Annotated in this window: 15 protein-coding genes; all 15 read right to left on the bottom strand. The window is 71.3% G+C overall.

What is annotated here, in order from left to right; all coding sequences use genetic code 11:
• Nucleotides 1-45 precede the first annotated feature (45 nt).
• Nucleotides 46-1,236: a CaiB/BaiF CoA transferase family protein gene (locus tag ACXJKD_RS01995; RefSeq protein WP_457252652.1), complete on the bottom strand. Its 1,191-nt coding sequence runs from the start codon at nucleotides 1,234-1,236 to the stop codon at nucleotides 46-48.
• Between the two features lie 72 nt (nucleotides 1,237-1,308).
• Nucleotides 1,309-3,471, bottom strand: coding sequence for an acyltransferase family protein (locus ACXJKD_RS01990; RefSeq protein WP_457252651.1), 2,163 nt, complete (start codon nucleotides 3,469-3,471; stop codon nucleotides 1,309-1,311).
• A 196-nt stretch (nucleotides 3,472-3,667) separates the two neighbouring features.
• The gene (locus ACXJKD_RS01985; RefSeq protein WP_457252650.1) at nucleotides 3,668-5,596 is read right to left on the bottom strand and encodes a hydantoinase B/oxoprolinase family protein; all 1,929 of its coding nucleotides are present in this window, start codon (nucleotides 5,594-5,596) and stop codon (nucleotides 3,668-3,670) included.
• The gene (locus ACXJKD_RS01980; RefSeq protein ID WP_457252649.1) at nucleotides 5,593-7,704 is read right to left on the bottom strand and encodes a hydantoinase/oxoprolinase family protein; all 2,112 of its coding nucleotides are present in this window, start codon (nucleotides 7,702-7,704) and stop codon (nucleotides 5,593-5,595) included. The genes ACXJKD_RS01985 and ACXJKD_RS01980 overlap by 4 nt, the downstream gene beginning before the upstream one ends.
• A 75-nt stretch (nucleotides 7,705-7,779) precedes the next feature.
• Complete coding sequence (locus ACXJKD_RS01975) at nucleotides 7,780-9,054, bottom strand: FtsX-like permease family protein (protein ID WP_457252648.1); 1,275 nt, start codon at nucleotides 9,052-9,054, stop codon at nucleotides 7,780-7,782.
• Nucleotides 9,051-9,812 (bottom strand): ABC transporter ATP-binding protein, encoded by a 762-nt coding sequence (locus tag ACXJKD_RS01970; RefSeq protein WP_457252647.1) that lies wholly within the window; start codon nucleotides 9,810-9,812, stop codon nucleotides 9,051-9,053. Before ACXJKD_RS01970 ends, ACXJKD_RS01975 begins: the two co-directional genes overlap by 4 nt.
• Nucleotides 9,813-9,830: 18 nt before the next feature.
• Nucleotides 9,831-10,685 carry a hypothetical protein gene (locus tag ACXJKD_RS01965; RefSeq protein WP_457252646.1) on the bottom strand — a complete coding sequence of 285 codons (855 nt, stop codon included), beginning with the start codon at nucleotides 10,683-10,685 and terminating at the stop codon, nucleotides 9,831-9,833.
• A 131-nt stretch (nucleotides 10,686-10,816) separates the two neighbouring features.
• Nucleotides 10,817-11,296, bottom strand: a complete 480-nt coding sequence (locus ACXJKD_RS01960) for a hypothetical protein (RefSeq protein WP_457252645.1) — start codon at nucleotides 11,294-11,296, stop codon at nucleotides 10,817-10,819.
• 55 nt (nucleotides 11,297-11,351) lie between these two features.
• Nucleotides 11,352-11,750, bottom strand: a complete 399-nt coding sequence (locus ACXJKD_RS01955) for a hypothetical protein (RefSeq protein WP_457252644.1) — start codon at nucleotides 11,748-11,750, stop codon at nucleotides 11,352-11,354.
• Between the two features lie 128 nt (nucleotides 11,751-11,878).
• Nucleotides 11,879-13,357 carry a serine hydrolase domain-containing protein gene (locus ACXJKD_RS01950; protein WP_457252643.1) on the bottom strand — a complete coding sequence of 493 codons (1,479 nt, stop codon included), beginning with the start codon at nucleotides 13,355-13,357 and terminating at the stop codon, nucleotides 11,879-11,881.
• A 110-nt stretch (nucleotides 13,358-13,467) separates the two neighbouring features.
• Nucleotides 13,468-14,364: a carbon-nitrogen hydrolase family protein gene (locus ACXJKD_RS01945; protein WP_457252642.1), complete on the bottom strand. Its 897-nt coding sequence runs from the start codon at nucleotides 14,362-14,364 to the stop codon at nucleotides 13,468-13,470.
• Complete coding sequence (locus ACXJKD_RS01940) at nucleotides 14,364-14,999, bottom strand: SRPBCC family protein (protein WP_457252641.1); 636 nt, start codon at nucleotides 14,997-14,999, stop codon at nucleotides 14,364-14,366. Before ACXJKD_RS01940 ends, ACXJKD_RS01945 begins: the two co-directional genes overlap by 1 nt.
• Nucleotides 14,996-17,470 carry an aerobic carbon-monoxide dehydrogenase large subunit gene (gene cutA / locus ACXJKD_RS01935; protein ID WP_457252640.1) on the bottom strand — a complete coding sequence of 825 codons (2,475 nt, stop codon included), beginning with the start codon at nucleotides 17,468-17,470 and terminating at the stop codon, nucleotides 14,996-14,998. The genes ACXJKD_RS01940 and cutA overlap by 4 nt, the downstream gene beginning before the upstream one ends.
• Nucleotides 17,467-18,099 carry a (2Fe-2S)-binding protein gene (locus ACXJKD_RS01930; RefSeq protein ID WP_457252639.1) on the bottom strand — a complete coding sequence of 211 codons (633 nt, stop codon included), beginning with the start codon at nucleotides 18,097-18,099 and terminating at the stop codon, nucleotides 17,467-17,469. The genes cutA and ACXJKD_RS01930 overlap by 4 nt, the downstream gene beginning before the upstream one ends.
• Nucleotides 18,096-19,046: an FAD binding domain-containing protein gene (locus ACXJKD_RS01925; protein ID WP_457252638.1), complete on the bottom strand. Its 951-nt coding sequence runs from the start codon at nucleotides 19,044-19,046 to the stop codon at nucleotides 18,096-18,098. Before ACXJKD_RS01925 ends, ACXJKD_RS01930 begins: the two co-directional genes overlap by 4 nt.
• Nucleotides 19,047-19,077: the final 31 nt, after the last annotated feature.

Raw genomic sequence — 19,077 nt, 5'->3', positions numbered from 1 at the left:
CGACCGCGAGGTCCCTGGTCGCCAACGGACGCAGCACGGGGCCGGTCACGACCAGCCCGCCCGCCCGCCTGCGCCGTCGTCGAGCCAGGCCCGGATGCTCGCGCCGTGCTGGTCGAGTGTCGGTGGCGCGTCGTGCTCGCTGCGCCCACCGGCATACGGGTTGTCGTCGAAGCGGATCGGTGGGCCGGGCAGCTCGATGTGGCCGAGCACGGGGTGGTCGACGTCGAGCACCAGGCCCTGCGAACGGGTCTGGTCCCAGTCGTAGACGCGGTCGATGGTGCGGACCTCGCCCGCCGGGATGCCCAGCGAGGCGAGGCGGGGGAGCAGCTCGGCGAGGGGGTGGGTGGCGAAGGCGGCGTTGAGGGCTGCCGTCACCTGATCGCGGTTGACGGTGCGCTCGCGGTTGGTGGCCATGCCAGGGGTGTCCGGGTCGAGGTCGAACGCCTCGGCGAGCTTGCGCCACAGCGACTCGCTGCCGCAGGCCACCTGGATGTCGCCGTCCTGGCAGTGGAACAGGCCGTACGGCGACAGGGACGGGTGGTGGTTGCCCTGCGCCCGACCGACGTGGCCGGCCACCGTGTAGGCGGTGCCCTGGAACGCGTGGGCGCCGACGAGGGCGGCCAGCAGGCTGGTCCGCACCACGCGGCCGACGCCGGTGGTGTGGCGCTCGTGGAGGGCGGTCACCACGCCGTACGCGCCGTACATGCCCGCCAGCAGGTCGCCGATCGGCACCCCGACGCGTTGCGGGGTGTCGGCGTCGGGACCGGTCACCGACATCAGCCCGGCCTCGCCCTGGGCGATCTGGTCGTAGCCGGCTCGGCCGCCCTGCGGCCCGTCGTGGCCGAACCCGCTGATGCTCAGCAGCACCAGTCTCGGGTTGAGCTCGTGCAGCCGCTCCGCCGAGAACCCCAGCCGGTCGAGGACGCCCGGGCGGAAGTTCTCGACGAGCACGTCGCCGCGTTGCACGAGCTTGGTGAGGACGTCGCGGCCGTCGTCCGACTTGAGGTCGAGGGTGATCGACTCCTTGTTCCGGTTGGCCGCGAGGAAGTAGGTGGAGATGGGCTCGTCGTCGGGTCCGACGAACGGCGGCCCCCAGCCACGGGTGTCGTCGCCAGTGCCCGGCGACTCGACCTTGATGACGCGAGCGCCCATGTCTCCCAACATCATTGCCGCGTGCGGCCCAGCCAGGGCTCGCGACAGGTCGATGACGACGATGTCTTCCAGTGGTGCGGTCACCGCCTCATCCTGTCAGGGCGCCGACGCCTCGTGGGAGAGGCCGTCCGCAGCACGGTGGCAGGCCTGCCCGGGTCAGCTGCCGCGGTCGGCGCCCTTGATCGCAGCCTGGAGGGGTCCTCGGATGTACGGCGCGAGCGTTCGCACCATCGTCTGGGTGAGGTGGTGGCGGTCGTAGTACGTGATCACCCCGCCGACCACCCCGTAGCACGTCGCCTCGTCACAGAGCTTGTCGGTCAGGTCCACGACCGAGACATGGGGGCTGTCCATGCTCTCCGCGGCTGCGGCCAGCGGGTCCTGGGGGACCCAGGACGCCCTGCTGCCGCTGCACTTCCTGAGGTCGGTCGGGTGGGTCGCCACGCAATCCGGCACGGGACCGACGCCTGGGGGCGCCCGCGGGGTGTCACGGATCACCAGCACCTGGACCCCGGCTGCGTCCCAACGCCGGAGCTCGTCCAGGTGTCCCTTCCGGGCCAGGGGGAAGCGCTGGGGGTAGTCGTCCTGAGCAGCCTCCGGCGCCCGCGTCTGGATGGCGGAGGTCACGACGACGTCGAAGGACCCGTCCGTCGTGGCCTTCATGACCTTCTCACCCCAGGCAAGGCAACCGGTCCCCCAGGACCAGGGGTCGTAGTGGAGGCGGGCCGTCGTGACGTTGCAGCCGTCGGCCACGAAGGAGGTGACTCTGAAGTGCTCGGTGCCCATCAGCTCCTGCAGGGCGGTGAACCACATCCCGGCGTGCGAGTTGCCGACCAGCGCGACCGAGATCTCGGCGTTGGGGTCACCGTAGGTGCACCTGCGCACGGTGTCGAAGGGTGGTTCCACGAAGCACGAGCGGTCATAGAGGGCGGACCGGTCCTGCTGTGCCTGAGCCGGAGCCGGGATCGGGTCCTTGCCCCGGTCAGGGCACCTCGTCGGCCCCAACGCCAGCGTGCCCGCCCCCAGGCACGGCCCCGCTGCCCGCAGCTCGGCGGCCGCCTGGGCGCGTTGGTCGGCGACCCGGCGGTCCATGACCTGTGTCACGGCGGTGCTGCCGATCAGCATCACCAGCATCCCGACCAGCGCGAACCGGAACGGCGCGCGGCCCACCCAGGTGATCCCAGGACGGCGGAAGCGGTCCTCGATGGTCACCTTGGTCAACCACGCCAACCCGATGCTCGCCGCGAGGACGGCGACCTTGTCCAGCCGGCCGAGGGACCCGGAGACGAAGGGTAGGAGCACGATCAGCGGCCAGTGCCAGAGGTAGATCGAGTACGAGATGTCACCGATGAACGGCAGCGGCTGCAGGCTGAGCAGCCGGTCGGCCGCGCCCCGCCGACCCCAGCACCCGGCCGCGAGCACGAGGACGGCACCCCCGACCGGGAGGGCGGCCTTCCATCCGGGGAACGGCGTGCTGTCGGAGAACGTCACGGAGGCGACGACGATGGCCAGCAGCCCGAGAAGCCCGAGCACGGGCCAGAGGGCGCGTCGAGCCTCCCACCGCACCGACGACGCAGCAGCGACCGCGAGCAGGCCTCCTGCGGCCAGCTCCCAGAGGCGCACGGGGGTGGAGAAGTAGGCGACGGACGGGTTGGTCGACGTCTCGTACACGGAGAACGCGAAGGACGAGGCGGCAGCCCCCGTCACGGCGAACGCGACCGTGCGGCCCACTGCCCAGCCCCTGGCCCGCGCCAGCCTGGTGACCAGCAGGAGCATGATCGGCCAGACGAGGTAGAACTGCTCCTCGACCGACAGCGACCAGTAGTGCTGCACGGGCGTGGGTTGGTTCTCGGCCTTCAGGTAGCTCGTCGAGTCGGCCGCGAGCCGCCAGTTCTCGACATAGAGCCCGGAGGCCAGGACGTGCTTGGCCGTCTCGAGCCATCGACCGTCGGGCGCGAGGACCACGGTGGCGACGAGCGTGCACCCCAGGACCACCAGCGCAGCGGGGAGCAGGCGTCGGATCCGTCGCCCCCAGAACTCGACGAGGTCGCGACCGGCCTCCAGTCGCGACTGGAGCAGGTGGCTCGTGATCAGGAACCCGGAGATGACGAAGAACACGTCGACGCCGACGTACCCGCCGGTGAGCCTGGAGGGGGAGAGGTGGTACGCCACCACCACGAGGACCGCGACCGCGCGCAGGCCCTGGATGTCCAGACGCTGCCCACCGGACCGTGCCGCGCGCCCCGTCGGGGGTGGCGTCGGCCGGCTCACGCGGGAGAGCTGGCTCCCGATGACCTCGGGTGCCGGCTGGCTTCGCAGCACGTGCGTCCTCCCTGCGCCTCGGGGCCGAGGGACTGTCCTGCCCGGCCGGTGTCCCTCCTGGCCTGCCGCCGGGGACAGGGCACGACGGCCCCGGGGCGACAGGTTACCTGCCCGGGCCACTTTGACCGCATTCCGCAGCGGGGCCGGTCCTGGCCGGCAGGCGCCCCAGTCACGAAGCCACCCTCGGGGAAGCCGACTACAGCCAGTCGACGTCGGCGGCGGCCTTGCCGTCGGCGAGCCGAGCGTAACCGGGGCCGCGGTCGAAGAACGGCGCCGACTCGGGCCGGGCGTCGCGCAGCTGCTGGCGCAGCGCGTCGCTCGCGTCCGTGTCGATGACGGGTTCGTCCTTGCTGCCCGACGCGACCACCCCGTATGCCGTGCGCGCACCCTCGAAGGACACCTTGCCCCAGCGCAGGTCGCGTTCGACGTCCTCATAGGGGCGCTCGAGCGGGTCGCCCCAGCCACCGCCTCCGGTGGTGCGGATCCGGATCACCTGACCGGCCTTGACCGGCTCGGCGTCGGCCAGGGCGTCGACCTCGCGCTCGTCGGGACCACCGACGTCGATCGTGACGCTGAACGAGCTGCCGGCCTTGCCACCCTTGACGCCCCAGCACGCGAGGATCGAGCGGTCGGCGATCGACATGAAGTGGGCGTCCTTGAGCATGCGGATCTGCTTCTCGTAGCCCAGCCCGCCGCGGTAGCGCCCCGCACCGCCGGAGTCGACGGCGAGCCCGAGGCGCTCGACGATGAACGGGAACCGGCTCTCGGTGAACTCGGTCGGCAGGTTGCGCGAGTCCGGCACGACATGGATGGTGTCCTCGCCGTCGGCGTAGTAGCGGCCGCCCGAACCGCCGCCCAGCACCTCGCGCATGAGGTAGTCGTTGCCGTCGCGGTCCTTGCCGTAGACCCCGGTGTAGCGGATGGTCTCCTGGTCGGCGGGCATCTTGCCGTCGACGGCCTTGGCGACCACGCCGGCCAGCACCCCGAGCAGCCTCAGGATGACGAAGGTCCGGGCGTTCGTCGGGGCCGGGAAGATCGGCGTGAGCAGGGTGCCCTTGTCGGGGAAGCGCATCTCGATCAGCGGCACGACGCCTTCGTTGACGTCGAGCTCGGCCATTCGCTCCGGGCTGTCCGCCAGGTTGCGCAGGATCGGGGCCAGCCACTTCTTGAGGAAGTTGCCCCCGACGTAGTCGCCGCAGTGGTTGATCGGGCCCTTGGCCTGCGGCGCGGTGCCGGTGAAGTCGATGACCAGCCGCGGGCCGCCGTCGCCGGGGCCGGGGCCGCCGGTGGGTTCCTTGGTCAGGGTGATCCGCTGGGTGTGCAGCCGTGGGTCGTCGACGCCGTCGTGCTCGGCGTAGTCCTCCCAGACGTAGGTGCCGTCGGGGATCTTCGACAGGATCTCGCGCCGGTAGGTCTCGGTCGTCTGGTCGAGGATCGTGTCGAAGGTCGCCTCGATGGTGTCGCGGCCATAGCGCTCGAACAGCTCGGACAGCCGTCGGGCGCCCATCAGGCAGGCCGAGCACTCGGCGTCGAGGTCGGCCGCCAGCGAGTCGGGCATCCGGCTGTTGCGGGTCATGATCCGCAGCGCCGCCTTATTGGGCACTCCCTTGTCCCACAGCTTGATCGGCGGGACCGCGAGGCCCTCCTCGAAGACACTGGAGGCGTTGCTCGGCATCGACCCGGGCACGGCTCCGCCGATGTCGTCGTGGTGGCCGAAGGCCTGGACGAAGGCCACCACCTCGCCACCGCTGAACACCGGCACCGTCACACACAGGTCGGGGAGGTGCCCGATCCCGCCCTCGGACTCGTAGACGTCGTTGTGGAAGAAGACATCGCCCTCGGCCATCTCGGACAGGGGGAAGTCGCGGGCGATCGGGTGGACGAGCGCGCTGTAGGACCGGCCGGTCAGCTTGCGCAGCTGCCGGTCGTGGATGCCCGCCCGGAAGTCGTGCGCGTCGCGGATCATCGGCGAGCGGCTGGTGCGGGCGATGGCCGTCTCGACCTCCATCTCCACGCTCGCCAGGGTGCCTTGGACGATCTCCACGAGGATCGGGTCGACCTCGGTGCCCAGCGGGGTCAGCCGGTTGCCGTGCTCGTACGCCGTGGGCAGGCCAGCGGTGTTCATCGGGCACCCTCCTTGGTGATGACCAGGTTGCCGATCGAGTCCACCGTGACGGTGAAGCCGGGGTGGACCGGCACGGTCGAGCCGAACTCCTCGACGATGGCGGGCCCGTCGAACGTGTCTCCCGCTCGCAGATCGGGACGCCAGAACACCGGTGTGTCCCGGTAACCCTCGTCCGCGTCGAAGCAGACCGCCCGCCGGCTGCGTTGGTTCGGAAGATCCGCCGGGTCCTGACCAGGCGGATCTTCCGAAGAAACGGCGCGGGTCTCGAGCTCACGCAGCTCCGGTCGGGTGATCGGACCGATCCCGGTGACGCGCAGGTTCACCCACTCGACCTGCTGGCTCGGGTCGGCCGAGAAGTCGTACCCGTAGAGGGCGCGGTGCGCCTCGTGGAACGACTCGGCGACGTGCGCGGCATACGCCTCGTCGACGGGGCCGTCGGGGGCGGTGACGCGCACCTCGAAGGCCTGTCCGAAGTAGCGCAGGTCGACGGTGCGCGTGTAGCGGTGGGCGTCGCGGGGGAAGCCTTCGCCGTCAAGGGCTTTCGCGGCCCGGTCGGTCAGGTGGTCGAAGGTCTTCTGGACGGCCGCGTGGTCGAGCGCCGTGTGCTTGGCGACCATGGTCTGGACGTAGTCGTTCTTGACGTCGACGGTGAGCAGCCCGAAGGCGCTGACGTTGCCGGGGTTCTGCGGGACGACGACCCCAGCCAGGTCGAGGATGTCGACGAGCCGGCAGGCGAGCAGCGAACCGGACCCACCGAACGTGGTGAGCATGAAGTCGCGGACGTCGAGGCCGCGCTTCACCGAGACCTGCCGCAGCGCGTTGGCCTGGTTCCAGGCCGAGATCTCGAGGATGCCGGTCGCGCAGCGGGTGGGGTCGATGCCCAGCCGCGCCGCCAGCGCGTCGATGCCGGTGCGGGCGGCCTCGACGTCGAGCGGGATCTCGCCGCCGAGCAGGTGGGGAGGGATCCGTCCGAGGACGACATGGGCGTCGGTGATGGTCGGCTCGGTGCCGCCCTTGGCGTAGCAGAGCGGACCCGGGTCGGCACCGGCCGAGTGGGGCCCGACCTTGAGGGTGCCCTCGGGGGAGACCCACGCGACCGAGCCGCCGCCCGCGCCGACCGTGACGACGTCGATCATCGGGATCTTGCTGGGGTAGGCGCCGACCGTGCCCTCGGTGGTCAGGGTCGGCTCGCCGTCGAGCACCACCGAGACGTCGGTCGAGGTGCCGCCGCCGTCGCAGGTGAGGACCTTGGGGAAGCCGGCCCGCTTCGCGATGAGCCCCGCCCCGAGCGCGCCGGCCGCCGGGCCTGACAACACCGTGGTGATCGGCTGGTTGACGACCTCGTCGGCGGACAGCACGCCGCCGTTGGACTTCATGATCGAGAAGGCGGCGTCGGGGGCGATCTGCGCCAGCCGCTGCTGGATGTTGGTGACGTAGCGGCTGACGTTCGGCTTCACGGCGGCGTCGACGAGGGTGGTCATCGAGCGCTCGTACTCGCGGTACTCGCGGAGCACCTCGCTGCTGATCGACACGATCGCCTCGGGGTGCTCGCGCCGCAGCACCTCACGCATGGCCAGCTCGTGGGAGTCATCGGCGTACGAGTGCAGGAAGCAGACGCCGAGCGTGGTGATGCCGTGGTCGCGGAACCAGTGCGCCGCGGCGACGGCCGACGCCTCGTCGAACGGCTGGATCTCGTTGCCCTGGAAGTCCATCCGTCCGCCGACGGTCCTGACCGCGTCGGCGGGCACGATGCGCGGGGGCTTGACCCAGAAGTAGGAGTTGCCGTAGCCGTCGGGGACCGCCTGGCGGGCGATCTCGAGCATGAACTCGTAGCCCTCGCTGGTGACGAACCCCAGCCGCTCGACCTTGCCCTCGAGGAGCTTGTTCGTGGCGACGGTGGTGCCGTGGGCGACAGCGGTGACGTCCCGGCCGGTGGCCCCCATCAGGTCGAGGACCTTGGTCACGCCGTTGATGAACCCGTCAGCGGGGTTGCTCGGCGTCGACGGTGTCTTCGTCGTGACGAGCTCCCCGGTGCCCTCCTCGAACGCGACGACGTCGGTGAACGTGCCTCCGGTGTCGATCCCGATCCTGATCCGTCGCTGCGCCATGCGTGAGATTCAACCGGTCGCGCGGCTGCCTCGCCTTGGCACAAGTTGCCAACAGCCCTCGTCAGGCCTGTGTCGTCAGTGGGCCCGCACCAGTCGGTAGGCGCGCAGGGCCGGGAGGAGCCCGGTGAGGAGGCCGACCAGCACGGTCACCGTCCCGGTGCGGAGGTAGACCCCCAGGGGTGGCTGGAACTGCGGCAGCTCGACCGCGTCGATGTGGTTGAGCAGGTCGGGGTCGAGGCGAGCCAGCGCCAGGCCCGCCGCCATCGAGAGGATGCCGACGACGACGGCGACGACGAGCCCTTCGAGCAGGGCGGCCGCGAAGAGGGTCGACCGCGTGGCTCCCAGCGTGCGCAGGGTCACCAGCTCCGGTGTGCGCACCTCCACCATCGCCGTGGCCACGACGGCGACCGCGATGGCGCCGAGGCCGAGCGCCACCCACGCGAACAAGGCTCCCTGCTCGCGTTGTTGGCGCAGGACTGGCGTGAGCACGTCGTGCGAGTCGACCCGATAGCCCGCGGCCAGGCTCAGCCCGGCGGTGCGAGCGATGGTCGCGGCGATGCTGGCGACATCGCCGCACTCGGGAGACGCGCAGCGCCAGTAGAGCGAGGCGCTCTCGGGTGCCGCACCGATCAGGTGCAGGAGGCTGCGACTGGCCAGCACGTCGTTGACCAGGGCCTTGTTCCGCTCAGCCGGCCCGCGGTGCGCCGGGATGTCGGGCACGGCGAGCGGGCTCTGCGCCCAGCCGTCGGCACCGACCCCGGACCCCGATGTCGAGGAGTCCCCGGCGCTCGACAAGTCCTCTGCTCCGGGATCGGGCGGTGGGGCGCCTGCGACCGTCACCGTGACCAGCGTCGTGGTGGCCACCCCCAATCGGTCGGCCGTCTGCCCGCTGATCACCAGTCGCGGCAGCGCGGTCGGCCCCTTCACCTCGGCGAAGCTCGTCGACCCCGCCGTCGTGGCGCTGATCTCGGCCCACGGTCCGTGGAAGGAGGTGAGCGAGGCGGCCGTCTCCGGGCCCCCGACCGGTGCCGCGGTGGAGGTCAGCCGGGCGCTCAGGTTGGCCTGCAGCACCACCACGGCCCCGGGGTGCGCGACGGTCTCGCTGTCGAGGGTCGCGTCCATCGTCTGCAGCTGGGCCAACGACGGCGGAGTCTCGAGGTCGGCCCGAAAGGTCTGCTCGTAGCCGAAGACCGCTGCACCATAGGTCGTCACCGCCTCCTCACTCGCCGCAGCCGCGAGCGACGTGAACAGCTGGGTGCCGATGGCGCCGAGCAGGATCACGCCCTTGACGAGGTTGCGACGCCAGTTGCCCCTGACCTCCTGCCTGGCCAACGTGATGGCGCGCCTCATGCGGTGGAGCCCACGACGAAGCCCTCGGTAGCGCCCACCTCGTCGTCCTCGAGCAGGGGCACCAGCTGTCCGGCGTGCAGGCGAAGCTGCCGATCGCAGGCCCTGGCGACCACTGGGTCATGGGTGACGACCACCAGGGCTGCCGCGCTGACGGCCACCGCATCGCGCAGGATCTCGAGCACCGCAGCGGCGGTGGTGTCGTCGAGGGCGCCGGTGGGCTCGTCGGCCAGGATCAGCGACGGACGCTTGACCAGGGCCCTCGCCAGGGCCACTCGTTGCTGCTCCCCGCCAGACAGGGTGCGCGGACTGGCCCGGAGGCGGTGCGACAGGCCCACCAGCTCGAGGGCGCGATGCGCCTCCCGACGCCGCGTCCCGGCCGGCAGGCCGGCGATGGCCGCTGCCGTCTCGACGTTCCCCGTCGCCGTGAGGTGGGGGAGCAGCCGGAACTCCTGGAAGACGAACCCGATGTGCCGCGCCCGCAAGGCCGAGCAGGCCCGGTCGGACAGTCCTGCAACATCGGAGCCCAGGAGTCGGTAGCTGCCCGCGTCGAACGGCTGGAACAAGCCGAGGGCTCGCAGCAGCGTGCTCTTGCCCACCCCCGACCGACCCATCACTGCGACGGTCGTCCACGGCGCCACCTGCAGGGACGCGTCGGACAAGAGCTCGGTCACGCCGCCACCGCGGGCGCGGAACGACTTGGACAGGCCTGCGGCGTCGATGACCAGCCCACCGTGGCTGTCGCCCGCGAGCGTCGTCATTGCACCGTCATGGCGTCGTCATGGCGTCGTGAGGAAGTCGGAGGCCAGGGGGAAGCGCAGCACTCGGGCCGCGGCCGGCAGGCCCGTCACCTCGACCCGACTCCCGTCGTGCTGGCCGAGCTCGACTCGCGTCACCTCGGTGCGACCGCCGTCGACCACGATCACCTGGCCCGCGCCCGTCGTGCCCTGGACCGCCGTCATCGGCAGGGTGGGGACGTCCGTGCGCCGACTCACGACGAAGGCCGTGGAGGTGCGCAGCCCTTCCACCACGGTGATGTCATCGGGCACGGCGAGGACGAGGACCACTGACCCGTCGGCGGCGTGGTAGGTGCGGCGTTCGAACCGCACGGTGAACCCGGCCGGCCCGCCCAGGATCCGGGTCTTGGCGGTCCGCGGTGGTCGCATCAGGTCGTACAGCGCGGCCGGGTCGGTGACCGTGGCCAGGATGACATAGCCGGGCGGCCGGATCCGGAGGACCTCGGCTCCGTCGGCGACCTCTGCGCCGGTCAAGGCCGTGATGGTGCCAGCGACCGAGGCCCGCACGACGTGCCACTCGACGAGACACGCGGGGGTCGGGGCTGCGGGGTCGATGCCCGTCGTGGCCCCGGACTGCGCGCCGGCGGTCGAGTCGCCGCTCACCTCGGGCGTGGTCGGTGAGGGCGTCGCGCAGGTGCGGATGGCACCCACCCGCGCTCCCTTGCTCACCACACTGCCCTTGCGTATGCCGCGTGCCTGCGTGAAGGTGCCCGTCCAGGACGAGCGCACCGTCCATTCCGGACGGCGCTCGACCACGCCCGGGACCTCACGGGCCCGGTAGAGGTCGGCCTTCTCGACGCCGACCGTCTCGGGCGGGCTCGTCGAGGCCCGCGCCACAGCCGTCTCCTCCACCGACGAGCGGTCTGACGCCGAGCACGCAGCGGACCCAGCGACCGCCAGGCACAGGGTGAGGCGTGCGACCACCAGCCGCAGTCGCGACGGTGGCATCGGTCCGCGTGATCCCGACGCTAGCTGGAGTCGTCGTCGCACTTGTTGGCCGTGACGAACTTCTGGGTCTTGTCAATGTTGCCCAGGACCAGCTCGTCGGCCATCGCCTGGGAGAACGCTTCCCCGCCTGGCATGAGCTTCTGCGACTGCAGGAGGCCCTTGCGGACCTCGGCCGTGTCCTTGGACGCCTTGACCGTGTCGATGGCGGTCAACGCCCACGCGCAGAGGTTGTCGAACCCGACGTCACCTTGGGCGACGGTGTCATCGAGGACGAGCTGGCCGGCATTGGGCGCGATCGCCTCCCACATCTCTTCCGGGGTGACGTCCCGGCCTGGCGGCCACACCACCTGGTCGTGGTACTTGCGCAGCAACGGAACGAACTGCTCACGCTTGTCGGCGGAGGCAGACTGCGGAGCCGTGGCGTCGGCGCTCTGCTTCTGCTCGATCGTCAGGGCGGGCTCATCCGTGCTGCTGCACGCGCCCAGGGACGCGAGTGCCAACAGTGCTGTCGCCGCACGCAGGGCCACGCCCGTGCCGCGCCCGGTCCTGCCGTGGTCACGCAAAGTTGTAGTTCCAGTGCTGCGTGGACGAGAAGGTCCCGGTGGTCGAGTAGCCGCGGTACTGGACGCGCACGCAACTGCCTTCGAGGAAGTTGGTGCCCAGCACGCGCCGCCCCTCCGCAACGGTGATGTCGTACTTGGTGGCGCCGGTGCCGCCGCTGATGCTGCAGCTGGCCCACCGCGCGTCAATGCCGATCCCGCCGACCACGTCCAGCCCGAAGTCGTCGTTGGTGTGGCCTTGGTAGTAGTACGTGCCACCGAGCTTCCACTCGATGATCGACCCGGTCGACGAGGTCGAGGTCTTGGTGTCGGCGCTTGCGCTCGCCGTCGTCGCGACGGCCAGGCCGATCGAGACCAGCGTGGCGATCGCGGCCCGACGGATTGATGTCCGCATTGTTCCCCCTCTGGGTTCAGGTCCCCATGTTCATGGTCAGTTCTATAGGGGTATGAACGACAGTGTCAAGGAAAGGTGCGCGTGTTTGGCCCTGGCTGGGTGCGCTCGGGCCGGTTTGCCTCCGGATGTCAGTCCTGACGGGGCAGGGCCGACCCGCGCACGGCCAGGTCCAGTGGGTCCGCGCCGTACAGCGGCACCTCACGCCAGCCGAGGTGCACGGTTCCGTCGGTCCGCGTCCGCAGGCGCAGGGTGTGTGGCGTCTCGATCAGGCGCACGTCCGCGCTGAAGCAGCCCTCCGCATCCCAGCCGCCAGCGGCCATCACCGGCAGCTCGACGCCGCCCACGGCGAAGGTCGAGAACACCCACTCGCCGTCGCCCACGGCCAGGCGCACCTGGGTGTCGTGGCAGTCCAGGACCACCTCGTATGCCGCGCCGCCGGGCGCGAGGCTCAGCGCGGCATACGCCTCGGGCAGGGTGCTGTCGTCGGCACGCACCCACCGCGCGGCCTCGGGTCCGGGGCCGGACGAGGTCGGGGTCGGCACGGCCAGCATGTCGAGYCGCTCCTCGAGGGCGGCGTCGGCGAGCTCGTCGCCGACCTCGTCCACGCCCCCGACCGCTGGCAGCAGGTGGTCCCAGACCAGGTCGAGGACGGCCTGCATGTCGATCGTCTCGCTGGTGATCGCGATGGCGATGTCCTGCTCGGGCAGCACGATGGCGTACTGCCCGTAGGCGCCGTCGCCGCGGTAGCCGTGCCGGGCCATCCAGAACGAGCAGCCATAGCCCTCGCGCCAGTCGGGGTTGGGGTCGGGCTCGCGGTTGGGCAGCCCCGTCGACGTCGTCGCGGTGTCGACCCACTCGGGCGACAGCAGCGCCGACCCGGCCCACCGGCCGCGGTCGAGGTGGAGCTGGGCGAGACCGAGGATCGCGTCGGTGCCGATGTGGATCCCGGAGAAGCCGAGCTCGCGGCCCGTGGCAGTGCGGTGCCACACCACGTCCGCCCCACCGGAGGGGTCCACCAGGGGGAGGACCCGCGCGCGCAGGAGGTCGAGCACCGACGAGCCGGTCGCCCCGCGGACCGCACCTGCGGCGAGGTAGGTCGCGATCTGGTTGTAGGCCCACGCGGTGCCGGGCTCGTGCTCCTGTGGCGTGGCCAGGATCGCGGCCAACACCGGGTCGGCGTGGTCGTCGTCGCCAGTGGCCTCGTGGGCCGCGCGGAGGACCTCGGGACCCCACCCCTCCGCGTCGTGACCGGTCGCCATCGTCAGGCAGTGACCGAGGGTGAGCCGTCGGTAGCGGTCCGGGACCTCCACCCCGTCCGGCAGGTCGCCAGGAGGCAGGAGGTCGAGGACCGGCTGGTCGAGGGACAGCCGACCCTCGTCGACCAGGAGCCCGACCGCCGTGGCGGTGAACGACTTGCTCAGCGAGTAGACGAGCTGGACGCGCTCAGGGGCGTAGGGGGCCCACCACCCGCGGGCGATCACGTGGCCGTGCCGGGCGACCAGCAGGCTGTGCGGGTCGTGGCCGCCCGACTCGAGGGCGTCGACGAGGGCGAGGATGCCGAGGGCATCGACACCCTGGGCGGAGGGCGTGCTGGTCGGCAGGGGCATCGGGCCAGTCTGGTCGGCGGAGGGCATTCGTGCCAGCAGCGCCACGGAGGTGCGCCAGGGGCGGGCGGGGACGTCGAACCGGGCCGCCCACGCCACCGATCGCCCGCGCGTCAGTGGGGAAAGGACGTCTCCGCCGGGCGCTCGAGCTCGTCGCGGTGGCCGCGGATCAGGTCGAGGTTGCGGTCGCGCAGGTGGTCGAACCCCTGCCCGATGTTGGAGCCGGGGGTGAGCGAGGACAGGGCAGTGGCCGGGTCGAGCACGGCCGAGACCCACCCCTCGTGGGAGGAGGCCTTCGCCGCGATGTGCGCGTTGGGCGTGACGATGTGGGAGTTGCCGAAGTAGAGCACCCCAGCAGGGTCGGTGCCCGTGGCGTTGGCCCCGACGATGAAGACGTGGTTGTCGTAGGCGCGCGCCCGCGAGGTCAGCTCCCAGATGTCGGCCGACCGCAGCAGCGCGCTCGGGCGGCAGATCACCTCGGCCCCCTGCACGGCCTGGATGCGGGAGAGCTCGGGGTAGTCACCGTCGAAGCAGATGATCATGCCGATCCGACCGAGGTCGGTGTCGCAGACCGTGACCGTGCTGCCGGGGGTCACCCAGCCGCCGCCGTCGACGTGCTCGGTGCAGAACGGGTGGGTCTTGCGGTAGACGCCGAGCACCTCGCCGTCGCGCCCGATCAGCACCGACGAGTTGTAGATGACGCCCCGCTCTGGGCCACGCTCGTAGGTGCCCAGCACGGCATACACACCAAGGTCTTTCGCGACCTGTTGCACCGGCTCGGTGACGGGTCCGGGGATCTCGGACACGAGGTCCCACAGCTCCTCGACCGGGCAGTCGGGGGTGAACCCCGTCGTGGCCGACTCGGGCAGCACGACCAGCTCGGCACCGGTCGCGTCGACGCAGCGCCGGGTGTAGTCGACGCACTTGTCGAGGTTCTTGCGCACCGACTCCGGCGACAAGGGTCCCGGCACCGGTGCGAGCTGGATGGCAGCCGCGGTGAATGCGCGCATCATCGTCCTCCGATCGCCCATCCCACGATAACCCCGGCCAAGGCGACCAAGCCCCCGGTGGCCACTCCCCAGGCGTACGGCTTGCCACCGAAGGCGGCCGTGGACGTGCCGACCCCCTGGATGGGCCGCGCGCCGCCGGGCACCTCCTCGACATGGACCCCGGGGCTGACCGCCTTGGTCTTCTTCTCCTTGCGCACGCCGGCGATGTCGTCGTCGACGGCCTCGAAGAACTGGCCGGCCATCTTACGGGTCACGCCCGAGAGCATCCGCTGGCCGACGCCGCCGATCATGCCCCCGACCGCCGCGTCCGCGTCGTAGGACAGGTCGGTGCCCCCGGCCGCGGACGGGGCCAGGTGGACGACGACGTCGGCGTCGACGGTGCCGGGTCCGCCCGCTCCCTGCGCCTTCATCGTGAACCGCTCGGGGTGCTGTGGGTCGAGCAGGGCGACCTTGCCGTCGTAGGTGCCCTTGATCGCGGCGACCCCGGCGGTCACGGTCATGGCGTACTCGTCGGGCCCGACCTCGGTGAGCGACTCACAGCCGGGCAGGCAGCGGGCGAGCACCTCGGGGTCGTGGAAGGCGTCCCACACCTGCTGCGGTGTCGCCTTGAGGGCGGCGGTGCCGGAGATCTTCATGGTGCCTCCTGGGCGGGCGGTGCAGGCGCGGGGTCGGACGACGTGGTCGGGGCAGGTGCAGGGGTATGCCGCGAGCTCGCCAGCGAGGGGATCTCGCCACGGGCGTGGCGCTGGCGCAGCTCCCACAGCTCGACCGGCGAGATCGGCATCGAGGTGATCGCGAACCCCTCGGCGTCGGAGATCGCCGACGCGATGACCGCGGTGACCGGGATGCACCCTGCCTCGCCGGCGCCCTTGATCCCCAACGGGTTCAGCGGCGACGGCGTCTCGAGGTGGTCGGTCTCGATGTGCGGGATCTCCGAGGCGTAGGGCATCAGGAAGTCCATGAAGCTGGCGTTGAGCAGCTGGCCCGAGTCGTCGTACGCCATCCGCTCGTAGAGCGCACCGCCCACGCCCTGGGCCACGCCTCCGTGCACCTGGCCCTCGACGATCATCGGGTTGATCATCGTGCCGCAGTCGTGGATGACGCAGTAGCGCAGGATCTTGACCTCCGCGGTGACCGGGTCGGTCTCGACGATCGCCGCGTGCATGCCGTTGGCGAAGGTCGCCTGGGTGGGGGAGTAGAAGTCCTTGCCCTCCAGCCCGGGCTCGTCGTCGTCGGCCACCGGCGGCTTGGAGTGGTCGGCGGTGCCGGCGAACTGCGTGGCCGCCTTGGCTGCCTCGTCGAACGCGTAGCGCAGCGGGTTGGACATCACCGACACGGTGCCGAGCGACATGTGGGTGTCGGGGGCGCCCTTCACCCGGATGTCACCGTCGACGATCTCGAGGTCCTCGGCCGACACCTCGAGCGCGTCGGCCGCGATCCGGAGGGCCTTGGCCCGCACGTTGCGGGCGGCGAGGGCGATCGCGTTGCCGCTCATGACCGCCGCGCGCGAGGCGAACGTGCCCACGGCGTAAGGCATGCGGCGGGTGTCGCCCGTCGTGACGAAGACGTCGTCGATCGGCACCCCGAGCTCCTGCGCCACGATCTGCGCGAACGACGTCTCGTGCCCCTGCCCCTGCGAGGTGAGACCGGTCGACACGTTGACCCGGCCGCTGGTCTCGATCTGGATGTGGCCGCCCTCGTAGGGTCCGACGCCGGTGCCCTCGACGTAGCACCCGATGCCGAGGCCGACCCTGCGGCCGTCCGCCTCGGCCTGCTCGCGGTAGGCCGCGAAGTCGTCCCAGCCGACCAGCGCCTTGAGCTTGGCGAGGCTGGCCGGGAAGTCACCGGAGTCATACTTCAGCGGGCGGCCGTCCTGGAAGAGCAGCCCGTGGTCGTAGGGCATCTCGCTCGGGAGGATGAAGTTCCGCGAGCGGACCTCGGCCCGGTCGAGGCCGAGCCGGTCGGCGATGGCGTCCATGGTGCGCTCCATGGCGAAGCACCCCTGCGGCCGTCCGGCACCGCGGTAGGGCGTCACGAGGACGGTGTTGGTGTAGAGCGACCAGAACTCGCAGCGGTAGGCGCCGGGCTTGTAGGGCCCGAGCAGCTGGGTCGACGTGATGATCGGGACGATGATGCCGTAGGGCGTGTAGGCGCCGTTGTCGTGCCAGAACTTCACGTCGAGCCCGAGCACCCGCCCGTCGTCGTCGAAGCCGACCCGGATCTGCTGGAGCTGGCCGCGCTCGTGGGCGCTGGAGATGAAGTGCTCGCGCCGGTCCTCGGTCCACTTCACCTCTCGGTCGAGAAGCCTTGCGGCCCAAGGGATCAGGACCTCCTCCGGCCAGGGGTGGTTGATCTTCACGCCGAAGCCACCACCCACGTCGGGCGCGATGCACTCGACCTTCGCCAGCGGCAGGTCGAGCTTGGCTGCGACGGCCGCGCGGACACCGGTCGAGGTCTGGGTCGAGGAGAAGATGCGCAGCTCGCCCTTGTCGGAGTCCCACCGCGCCAGCACCCCCTTGCCCTCCATCGGCATGCAGGCGCTGCGCTCGATGTCGAGGTCGAGCTCGAGGGTGTGCGGTGCTGCGGCAATGGCGGCGTCGACGTCACCGACCTCCTGGAGCATCCGGCAGGCGACGTTGCCCGGCACGTCGTCGTGGACCAGGGCCGCGCCGTCCCGGGCGTTCGCGATGCCCACGACCGGGGTGAGCAGCTCGTAGTCGACCCGGATCCGCTGGCAGATGTCCTCGGCGACGTAGCGGTCGCGCGCGACGACCATGACGATGGCCTCGCCCACGTAGTTGACCTCGTCGCGGGCGAGCGCGAACTGCGTGCGGCCGTGGGTGAGGGTCGGGTGGGGGATCAGCAGTGGCAGTGGCTCGCCCACCCGACCGGGAAGGTCCTCGTGGGTCCAGATGCCGACCAGCCCGTCGACGTCGAGCGCGTCGGTGACGTCGATGTCGACGATGCGCGCGTGGGCGTGCGGGCTGCGCACGAACGCCGCCGCGAGGGCGCTGTGGCCGAGGTCGTCGAGGTAGCGCCCGCCGCCGGTCACCAGACGTGGGTCCTCGCGACGGGTGATCGGTGCCCCGAACATCTGGCTGGTCACGGCGCCTCGCCCCCGTCGGCGTCCCTATGCCGGGTGGCCGGCGTCGCGGCATACCCGCCCCCGTCGGCGACGGTATGCCGCGTGGCCGGCGCCGCGGCATACCCGTCGCCTGCGCGCTCGGCGCGGAGCTCGGCGGCCCGGAGGACCGACTTCACGATGTTCTGGTAGCCGGTGCAGCGGCAGAGGTTGCCCGAGATCGCCTCGCGGGCCTCGTCGGCGGTGGGGTGCGGGTGGTCCTCGAGGTAGGCCGTGATGGTCGTGAGGAAGCCCGGGGTGCAGAACCCGCACTGGAGGCCGTGGCACTCGATGAAGGCCTGCTGGACCGGTCCCATCGAGTCGATCGCCCCGAGGCCCTCGACCGTGGTGACCTCGTGTGCCTGGGCCGTCACGGCGAACATCAGGCACGACCGCATCGGCTGTCCGTCGACGAGCACCGTGCAGGCGCCGCACACCCCGTGCTCGCAGCCCACGTGGGTGCCGGTCAGCCGCAGGTCGTGGCGCAGGAAGTCGGACAGCAGCCGACGCGCCGGGGCCTTGGCGTGCCGCGGCACGCCGTTGACCACGACGGTGAGGTCGAGGAGCTCCTCGGCTCCGCCATCGGTCAAGGAATCGGCGATGCGCTCGGTCATGCGACACCTCCCGGAGCAGACCCATGCAAAAGGCGAGTTAGCGCCGCGTCGTGCGGCGCTAACTCGCCTTTTGCATGGGATAGCGACGCGACGGAGCGGGCCGCAGCGGACGCCAGGCTGAGCCGGGCCAGCTCGGCCGCCAGCATGGCGCGGTAGGCCGCGGTCGCGTGGATGTCGCCGTCTGGCTCGATCGCGCCGTCGACGAGGTCGGCAGCCGCGGACCAGTCGACGGCGCCGGGCTCCTGGCCGGCGAAGACGGGGGTGACGTCGAGGGTCCGGGGCACGTCCGTGACGGACACGAACGAGAGCCGGGCGTCGGCGACGACTCCGTCCTCGACGCGCACGACCGCCGCGACCCCGGCCATGGCGTAGTCGCCGTGCCGACGGGCCCGCTCCATGAATGCCGTGCCCGTGCCGTCCGCGAAGCGGCGGAACCGCACACCCACCACCAGCTCGTCGGCGGCGAGGGAGGTCTCGAGCGCGCCCTGGAAGAAGTCGGCCACCGCGATCTCGCGGGAGCCGCGGGCAGACACTGCCTCGACGACGCCGTCGGTCAGGGCCAGCACGGCCGGCATCTCACCGGCGGCGTCGGCATGCGCGATCGAGCCGACGGTGGTGCCGCGGTTGCGGATGACGGGGTGGGCGACGTTGACGAGCGCCTGGCGCAGCAGCGGCAACGCGGCATACGCCTCGTCGTGGTGCTCGAGCTGCGCGTGGCGCACGAGCGCACCGATCCGCACCTCGGTGTCGGTGACGACCACGTCGGCGAGTCCGGTGACCTGGTTGATGTCGACGAGGTGGGCTGGCGAGGCCAGTCGCATGTTGAGGATCGGGATCAGGCTCTGCCCGCCCGCGAGCACCTTGCCGTCGTGGCCGACCTGCCCCAGCACCTCGACCGCCTCGGCGACGGAGCGTGGTGCGTGGTGCACGAAGAGGGCTGGCTTCACGGACTGATCCTGCCGTCTGGAGTCAATGGGG

The sequence above is a fragment of the Pedococcus sp. P5_B7 genome (assembly GCF_054049895.1).
Note: the sequence above shows the minus strand (reverse complement) of the source record. Positions and strands in the feature narration are given on the sequence as shown.

Coding starts and splice junctions, on each gene's coding strand:
- ACXJKD_RS01985 (WP_457252650.1), bottom strand. CDS start 5,596: ATGAACACCGCTGGCCTGCCCACGGCGTACGAGCACGGCAACCGGCTG.
- ACXJKD_RS01980 (WP_457252649.1), bottom strand. CDS start 7,704: ATGGCGCAGCGACGGATCAGGATCGGGATCGACACCGGAGGCACGTTC.
- ACXJKD_RS01975 (WP_457252648.1), bottom strand. CDS start 9,054: ATGAGGCGCGCCATCACGTTGGCCAGGCAGGAGGTCAGGGGCAACTGG.
- ACXJKD_RS01970 (WP_457252647.1), bottom strand. CDS start 9,812: ATGACGACGCTCGCGGGCGACAGCCACGGTGGGCTGGTCATCGACGCC.
- ACXJKD_RS01955 (WP_457252644.1), bottom strand. CDS start 11,750: ATGCGGACATCAATCCGTCGGGCCGCGATCGCCACGCTGGTCTCGATC.
- ACXJKD_RS01945 (WP_457252642.1), bottom strand. CDS start 14,364: ATGCGCGCATTCACCGCGGCTGCCATCCAGCTCGCACCGGTGCCGGGA.
- ACXJKD_RS01940 (WP_457252641.1), bottom strand. CDS start 14,999: ATGAAGATCTCCGGCACCGCCGCCCTCAAGGCGACACCGCAGCAGGTG.
- ACXJKD_RS01930 (WP_457252639.1), bottom strand. CDS start 18,099: ATGACCGAGCGCATCGCCGATTCCTTGACCGATGGCGGAGCCGAGGAG.